6 protein-coding genes are annotated in these 6,000 nt (G+C 69.3%); 2 read left to right on the top strand and 4 right to left on the bottom strand.

Features of this window, described 5'->3' with window-relative positions; all coding sequences use genetic code 11:
• The 4 genes from ABZ570_RS21710 to ABZ570_RS21695 form a co-directional block, all read right to left on the bottom strand.
• On the bottom strand, positions 1 to 1,669 hold a 1,669-nt coding region (locus tag ABZ570_RS21710), incomplete at its 3' end, for a cytochrome b N-terminal domain-containing protein (RefSeq protein WP_358066382.1).
• On the bottom strand, positions 1,666 to 2,751 hold the full coding sequence (locus ABZ570_RS21705) for a Rieske 2Fe-2S domain-containing protein (protein ID WP_358066379.1): 1,086 nt from the start codon (positions 2,749 to 2,751) through the stop codon (positions 1,666 to 1,668). The genes ABZ570_RS21710 and ABZ570_RS21705, both read right to left, overlap by 4 nt.
• A gap of 67 nt (positions 2,752 to 2,818) precedes the next feature.
• A complete protein-coding gene (locus ABZ570_RS21700) occupies positions 2,819 to 3,655 on the bottom strand; it encodes a cytochrome c (RefSeq protein WP_358066376.1) in 837 nt (278 codons plus the stop codon).
• Between the two features lie 72 nt (positions 3,656 to 3,727).
• Positions 3,728 to 4,327 carry a heme-copper oxidase subunit III gene (locus ABZ570_RS21695; protein WP_089005946.1) on the bottom strand — a complete coding sequence of 200 codons (600 nt, stop codon included), beginning with the start codon at positions 4,325 to 4,327 and terminating at the stop codon, positions 3,728 to 3,730.
• Between the two features lie 108 nt (positions 4,328 to 4,435).
• Between ABZ570_RS21695 and ABZ570_RS21690 the strand changes: the two genes are divergently transcribed.
• On the top strand, positions 4,436 to 5,401 hold the full coding sequence (locus tag ABZ570_RS21690; RefSeq protein ID WP_358066372.1) for a cytochrome c oxidase assembly protein: 966 nt from the start codon (positions 4,436 to 4,438) through the stop codon (positions 5,399 to 5,401).
• A gap of 87 nt (positions 5,402 to 5,488) precedes the next feature.
• Complete coding sequence (locus ABZ570_RS21685) at positions 5,489 to 5,887, top strand: hypothetical protein (protein ID WP_358066369.1); 399 nt, start codon at positions 5,489 to 5,491, stop codon at positions 5,885 to 5,887.
• The last annotated feature ends 113 nt before the right edge of the window (positions 5,888 to 6,000 follow it).

The raw sequence follows: 6,000 nt of genomic DNA, 5'->3' as shown, positions 1-6,000 counted from the left end.
TCTGCCCGTGACCGCTGGCACCATCGACGCCTGGGCCGAGGCGGAGAGCGTCGCCACGGCTCTCGCCGCTGCCGATCTCCTCGCGCTCCGGTCGGGGCTCGACCGGCGGGTGCCCCGGCGAGACCGGCGCCTCGGCCGGCTTCTCGATCGGGTAGAAGAAGCCCCGGATCGCCGGGCCGAGGGCCCCGAGTCGGTTCATCTTCTTCGGGACGACCCAGCCCACGTAGTCCAGCGCGGCGTGCTCGTCGCCCGCGGTGAGCGGCTGGTGCACCTCGACGAACCGGCCGTCCGGCAGCCGCTTGATGATGCCGGTCTCCACGCCGTGGGCCAGCACCTCCCGGTCGTGCTGCTGGAGACCCAGACAGATCCGGTAGGTGAGGTAGTAGGCCAGCGGCGGGAGGACCAGCAGGCCGACCCGGCCCGCCCAGGTCATCGCGTTCAGGCTGATGTGGAACTTGTCGGCGATGACGTCGTTGCCGCCGGAGAGGGTCAGCACGATGAAGAACGTCACGGCCATCGCGCCGACCGCGGTCCGGGCCGGGACGTCCCGGGGCCGCTGAAGCAGGTTGTGGTGACGGTAGTCCTTGAGGCGGCGGGCCTCCAGGAACGGGTACAGCGTCGACAGGCCCACCAGGATGCCGGGCAGCACAACCGTCGGCCAGAACAGCGGCGGGATCGTGTACCCGTCGCCGATCGGGATGTAGATCTCCCAGGCCGGCATGAGGCGGGTCGACCCGTCGAGGAACATGACGTACCAGTCGGGCTGGCTGGCCGCGGAGACCACCCACGCCTCGTACGGGCCGAAGTACCAGATCGGGTTGATCTGGAACAGGCCGCCCATCAGCGCGATCACGCCGAAGACGACCATGAAGAAGCCGCCCTGCTTGATCGCGTAGCGCGGGAACATCCGCTCGCCGACCACGTTCTCGTTGGTCCGGCCGGGGCCGGGCCACTGGGTGTGCTTCTGCTTGAAGACCAGGCCCAGGTGGGCACTGATCAACGCCACCAGCAGACCCGGGATGAGCAGCACGTGGGCGATGAAGAAGCGGCTGATGATGATGGTGCCCGGGAACTCCCCGCCGAAGACCGACGAGGTGACCCAGGAGCCGATCACCGGGATCGACAGCATGATGCCGGAGGCGATCCGCAGACCGGTGCCGGAGAGGCCGTCGTCCGGCAGCGAGTAGCCGGTGAAGCCGGCCAGGAAGCCCACCCAGAACAGCAGCGAGCCGATGATCCAGTTGGTCTCGCGCGGCTTGCGGAAGGCGCCGGTGAAGAACACCCGCAGCATGTGCACCACGATGGCGGCCATGAACAGCAGGGCCGACCAGTGGTGCATCTGCCGCATGATCAGACCACCCCGGACATCAAAGGAGATGTTCAGGCTGGAGGCGTACGCGGCCGACATCGGGGTGCCCCGGAGCGGGGCGTAGCTGCCGTCGTAGACCACCTCGGTCATCGCCGGCTCGAAGAAGAAGGTCAGGAAGACACCGGTCAGCAGCAGGACGATGAACGAGAAGAGCGCGATCTCGCCGAGCAGGAAGGACCAGTGGTCGGGGAAGACCTTGTTCAGCAGCTTGCGCAGCGGGGTGGCCGCCTGGAAGCGGTCGTCCAGCGCCCCGGCGGTCTTGCCCGGCAGCGCTGCTGCGTCAAACTTTCGGCGCTTCATGGCCGCTCCCAGAAGTCGGGACCGATGGTCTCGGTGTAGTCGGACTTCGCCACGAAGAAGCCTTCCTCGTCCACCTCGATCGGCAGCTGCGGCAGCGGTCGGTTCGCCGGGCCGAAGACCGGCTCGGCGTTGCGGGTGATGAGGAACTGCGACTGGTGGCAGGGGCAGAGCAGCCGGTTGGTCTGCTGCTCGTAGAGGCTCGCCGGGCAGCCGGCGTGCGTACAGATCTTGGAGAACGCCGCGAAGTTGCCCCACATGTAGTCGCCGTGGTTGATCTTGGCGTTGGCGGCGCGCGACTTCTGCGCGTCCTCGTCACGCAGGTGGATCAGCAGCGTCGGCGAGTCGGCGTACCTGTTGCTGACGCCGCCGTCGACACCCGGGAACACGGTGAGCTGACCACCGACGCTGACGTCGGCCGGACGGATCGGCCGGCCGTCCTCGCGGATCAGGCGGATCTTCTTCCCGTCCACCGGCTTGAACCCGGTGGTGAACATCTGGTTGTTCTTGTGCGGGTTGGAGATCAGGCCACCGATCAGCGGCGCCGCGACCACCGCGCCGACCGGCGCGAGCCCGGCGAGCAGCGAGACACCGAGCAGCGGCCGACGCCGGACGCCCAGCTCGTCGGCCATGTAGAGCATCGTCTCGCCGGTGATCCGGCGGTCCTCCGGGGAGCCCGGCTGGTCGTGCCGGTCCTGGATCGAGACCTCCTTGGGCAGCAGCTTCTTGCCCCAGGTGAGGATGCCGAAGCCGATGCCGAGCAGCGCGATGCCGAGGGTCACGCCGAGCAGCGGGGTGTACCACTTGTCGCCGCCGCGGCCCGGCTCCCACTGCCACGGCCACCAGATGTAGACGACCAGGAACGCGGTGGCGGCCGCGCCGGTCAGCAGGAACATCGCGGCCACCGTACGGGTCAGCCGGCGCTCCGCCTTGCTGCCCGGGACCACCTGCGGCTCGTAGTGGACGATCTCGATGTCGTCCCGCCGCGCGCCCTCCTGGACGATCTCGAACCGGGAGACCCGGGGGTCGTTCACGTCGAGCGGCTCCCGGCCCTGCGGGGCCTGGTGCTCGGTGTGGGTGCTCATGCCGTCACCTCGCTACGGGCGGCGCCGGGGGTCGACGCCGCAGCACTGAAACGAATGGTCCGCTCGGTCACGACTTGCCCGCAATCCACAGGCTCGCGAAGACCAACGCGACGATGCCGACCAGGAAGATCGCGACCCCCTCGGTCGACGGACCGTACCGGCCGAGGTTGAACCCGCCCGGGTCCTGGTTGGCCTTCAGGGTCTCCTGGATGTAGGCGATGATGTCCGCCTTCTCCTGCGGAGAGATCTGGTTGTCCCCGAACACCGGCATGTTCTGCGGGCCGCTCAGCATCGCCGCGTAGATCTGCCGGTCGCTGGCCGGGTGCAGGCTCGGCGCGTACTTGCCGGAGGAGAGGGCGCCGCCGCCGCCGGTGAAGGCGTGGCACTGCGAGCAGTTGATCCGGAACAACTCGCCACCGGTGGCCACGTTGCCGTTCTCGTGCAGGTTGTTGCCCGCGGGGACCTCCGGGCCGCCGCCGAGCTCCTGGATGTACTGGCCGAGCTGGCGCACCTGCTCGTCGGTGAAGTGCGGGTACTTCCGCGGGGCCTGGGCCTCCTGCCGGGCCATCGGCATCCGGCCCGTGCTGACCTGGAACTCGACCGAGGCCGACCCGACACCGATCAGGCTCGGGCCGCGGCCCTCGACGCCCTGCGCGTTGCGACCGTGGCAGCTCACGCAGCTCACGTCGAACAGCGCCTTGCCCTCGTTGGCGGCGGCGCTCAGGGGCGGCGTGTCCTGCGCCTGCACGCCGGGGGCGAAGACGGTGTAGGCGCCGCCGGCCAGCATCAGCGCGGCGGCCAGCCGGACCGCGGCACCCAGCCGGCGGCGGCCCCTGCTGCGCGCTACGGGCCGCCCGCGCAGCCGCGCGAGCAGACCGCGTCGGCGGTCGTTCTCAGAAGTCATGACCTGTGTCCTTAACCGGTTGGACCTTGTCTCAGGGGACGGAGCAGCGGCGCGATACGTGACGCGCCAAGATCACTGGAGCCAGTAGATCATGGCGTAGAGCCCGATCCACACGACGTCGACGAAGTGCCAGTAGTAGGACACGACGATCGCCGAGGTCGCCTGCGCCGGGGTGAACCGGCCCATGGTGGTGCGGATCATGAAGATGATGAAGGCCACCAGACCGCCGGACACGTGCAGACCGTGGAACCCGGTGGTCAGGTAGAACATCGACCCGTAGCCGTCTCCGTTGATCTTGACGCCCTCGTGCACCAGGGTGCGGTACTCGTTCGCCTGGCCGAGCACGAAGATCAGCCCCATCACGAAGGTGATGGTGAACCACCGGCGGAGGGCGTGGACGTCACCCTTCTCGGCCGCGAAGACACCGAGCTGGCAGGTCACCGAGGACAACACCAGGATCACCGTGAAGGTGGTCGCGTAGGGGATGTTGAGGACCTCGGTGTGCTTCTCCCACTGCTCCGGCGCCGCCGCGCGGATCGAGAAGTACATCGCGAACAACGCCGCGAAGAACATGAGTTCGCTGGAGAGCCACACGATCGTCCCGACGCTGACCATGTTGGGTCGGGTCAGGGAGTGGATCCGGCTCTTGTCAATGGCTGGGGCCGCAGTCACGCCGTCATTATTGCCCTTGACCGGGACCGACGATCAGCGGGGTGGCAAACCTGTGCTGGCAGTGGCCCGATCGGGATGGTCCGCTTCGTCTGACCTACCCTGAAAAGCGTGCTGCACGTCGATCCGATCTTCACCGCCACCTCGGCGGCTCCGCCACGCGTCGCGCCGGCGCTGCTGGCGGCCGGCGAGGCCGTCCCGCCGCCGTTCACGGTCGCGCGCGTCCTCACCGAGACCCGGCTGGACAGCTGGCTCACCCTCGGGCTGCTCCTCGCCGCCGGCCTCTACCTGTACGGCGTGTACCGGCTGCGGCTGCGCGGCGACCACTGGCCGGTGCTCCGCACGGTCTGCTTCCTCGTCCCCGGCCTGGGCGGCATCGCGGCGGTCACGGTCAGCGGGCTGGGCGCGTACGACACCACCGTGCTGTCGGTGCACATGGTGCAGCACATGGTGCTGTCCATGATCTCGCCGATCTTCCTGGCGCTGGGCGCCCCGGTGACGCTCGCCCTGCGCACGCTCCCGGTGCGGCCCCGCAAGCGGCTGCTGGCGATCGTGCACAGCCGGATCGCCCGGATCTACAGCTTCCCGCTGGTGGCGTTCGCCATCTTCGTGGTGAACCCGTTCGCGCTCTACTTCACCGACCTGTACCACTACACGCTGCAGCACGAGTGGGCGCACGAGCTGACGCACGCGCACTTCATCATGACCGGCTGCGTCTTCTTCTGGCCGCTGCTCGGCCTGGACCCGCTGCCCGGGCGCTGGCCGTACCCGGCCCGGGCGCTGCTGATGGTGCTCTCCGTGCCGTTCCACACCGTGCTCGGGCTGACCATCATGCAGAGCACCACGCTGCTCGGCGGCGACTGGTACCCGTCGTTGCAGCTGAGCTGGTCGGACCCGGTGAACGACCAGGTGGTGGCCGGCGGTGTCCTCTGGGCCGGCGGCGAGCTCGTCAGCGTCACGATGCTCGCCGTGCTGGTCGTCCAGTGGATCAAGCAGTCCGAACGCGAGGCCCGCCGGCTGGACCGCGAACTGGACCGCCAGGAGGCCCGCGAGCGGGCCGCGCAGAACCCCGCCTGAGTTCTCGCAGGAGTACGCCGGGGCGGGCGGTCCGGCCCGATGTGACGACCGCTACGATCAGCGGGCAGCTACGAAGTGGGAGCCAGCGTGAGCGATCGTCTTTGCACCGTCCTGCTCTACAGCGACGACCCGAAGGTCCGTGACCGGATGCGGCTCGCGGTCGGCACCCGGCCCGCGCCCGGTCTCGAGATCGAGTTCGTCGAGGCCGGCGACTACGCCGAGTGCGTCCGGCTGGTCGACGACTACGAGATCGACCTGCTCCTGCTCGACGGCGAGGCGTCCCCGGGCGGCGGCATCGGCATCGCCCGCCAGATCAAGGACGACCGGGACGACGCCCCGCTGACCTGCGTGGTGCTCGCCCGCGCCGCCGACCGCTGGCTGGCCGCGTACGCCGAGGTCGACGCCACGCTCACCCACCCGCTCGACCCGATGGCCACCGGCACCACCGTTGCCGAGCTGCTGCAGCGCACGCCCGCGGTGGCCTGAGCCGGCCCCTTCGGCGCCACGGCAGCGTGGCCATGGCGTCGGCGCCAGAAGGTGCCCCAGACCGGATGACGGCCGCCACACCCGCTTTCCACGCCCCGCTCGGGAGGCCCGCC

This window comes from Micromonospora sp. NPDC007271, from assembly GCF_040634005.1.
Lineage (GTDB): Bacteria > Actinomycetota > Actinomycetes > Mycobacteriales > Micromonosporaceae > Micromonospora.
This window is presented reverse-complemented; position numbering and strand designations above follow the sequence as displayed.

What these genes read in the sequence shown, in the direction of transcription:
- ABZ570_RS21705 (WP_358066379.1), bottom strand. Translation starts at nt 2,751, where the DNA reads ATGAGCACCCACACCGAGCACCAGGCCCCGCAGGGCCGGGAGCCGCTC.
- ABZ570_RS21700 (WP_358066376.1), bottom strand. Translation starts at nt 3,655, where the DNA reads ATGACTTCTGAGAACGACCGCCGACGCGGTCTGCTCGCGCGGCTGCGC.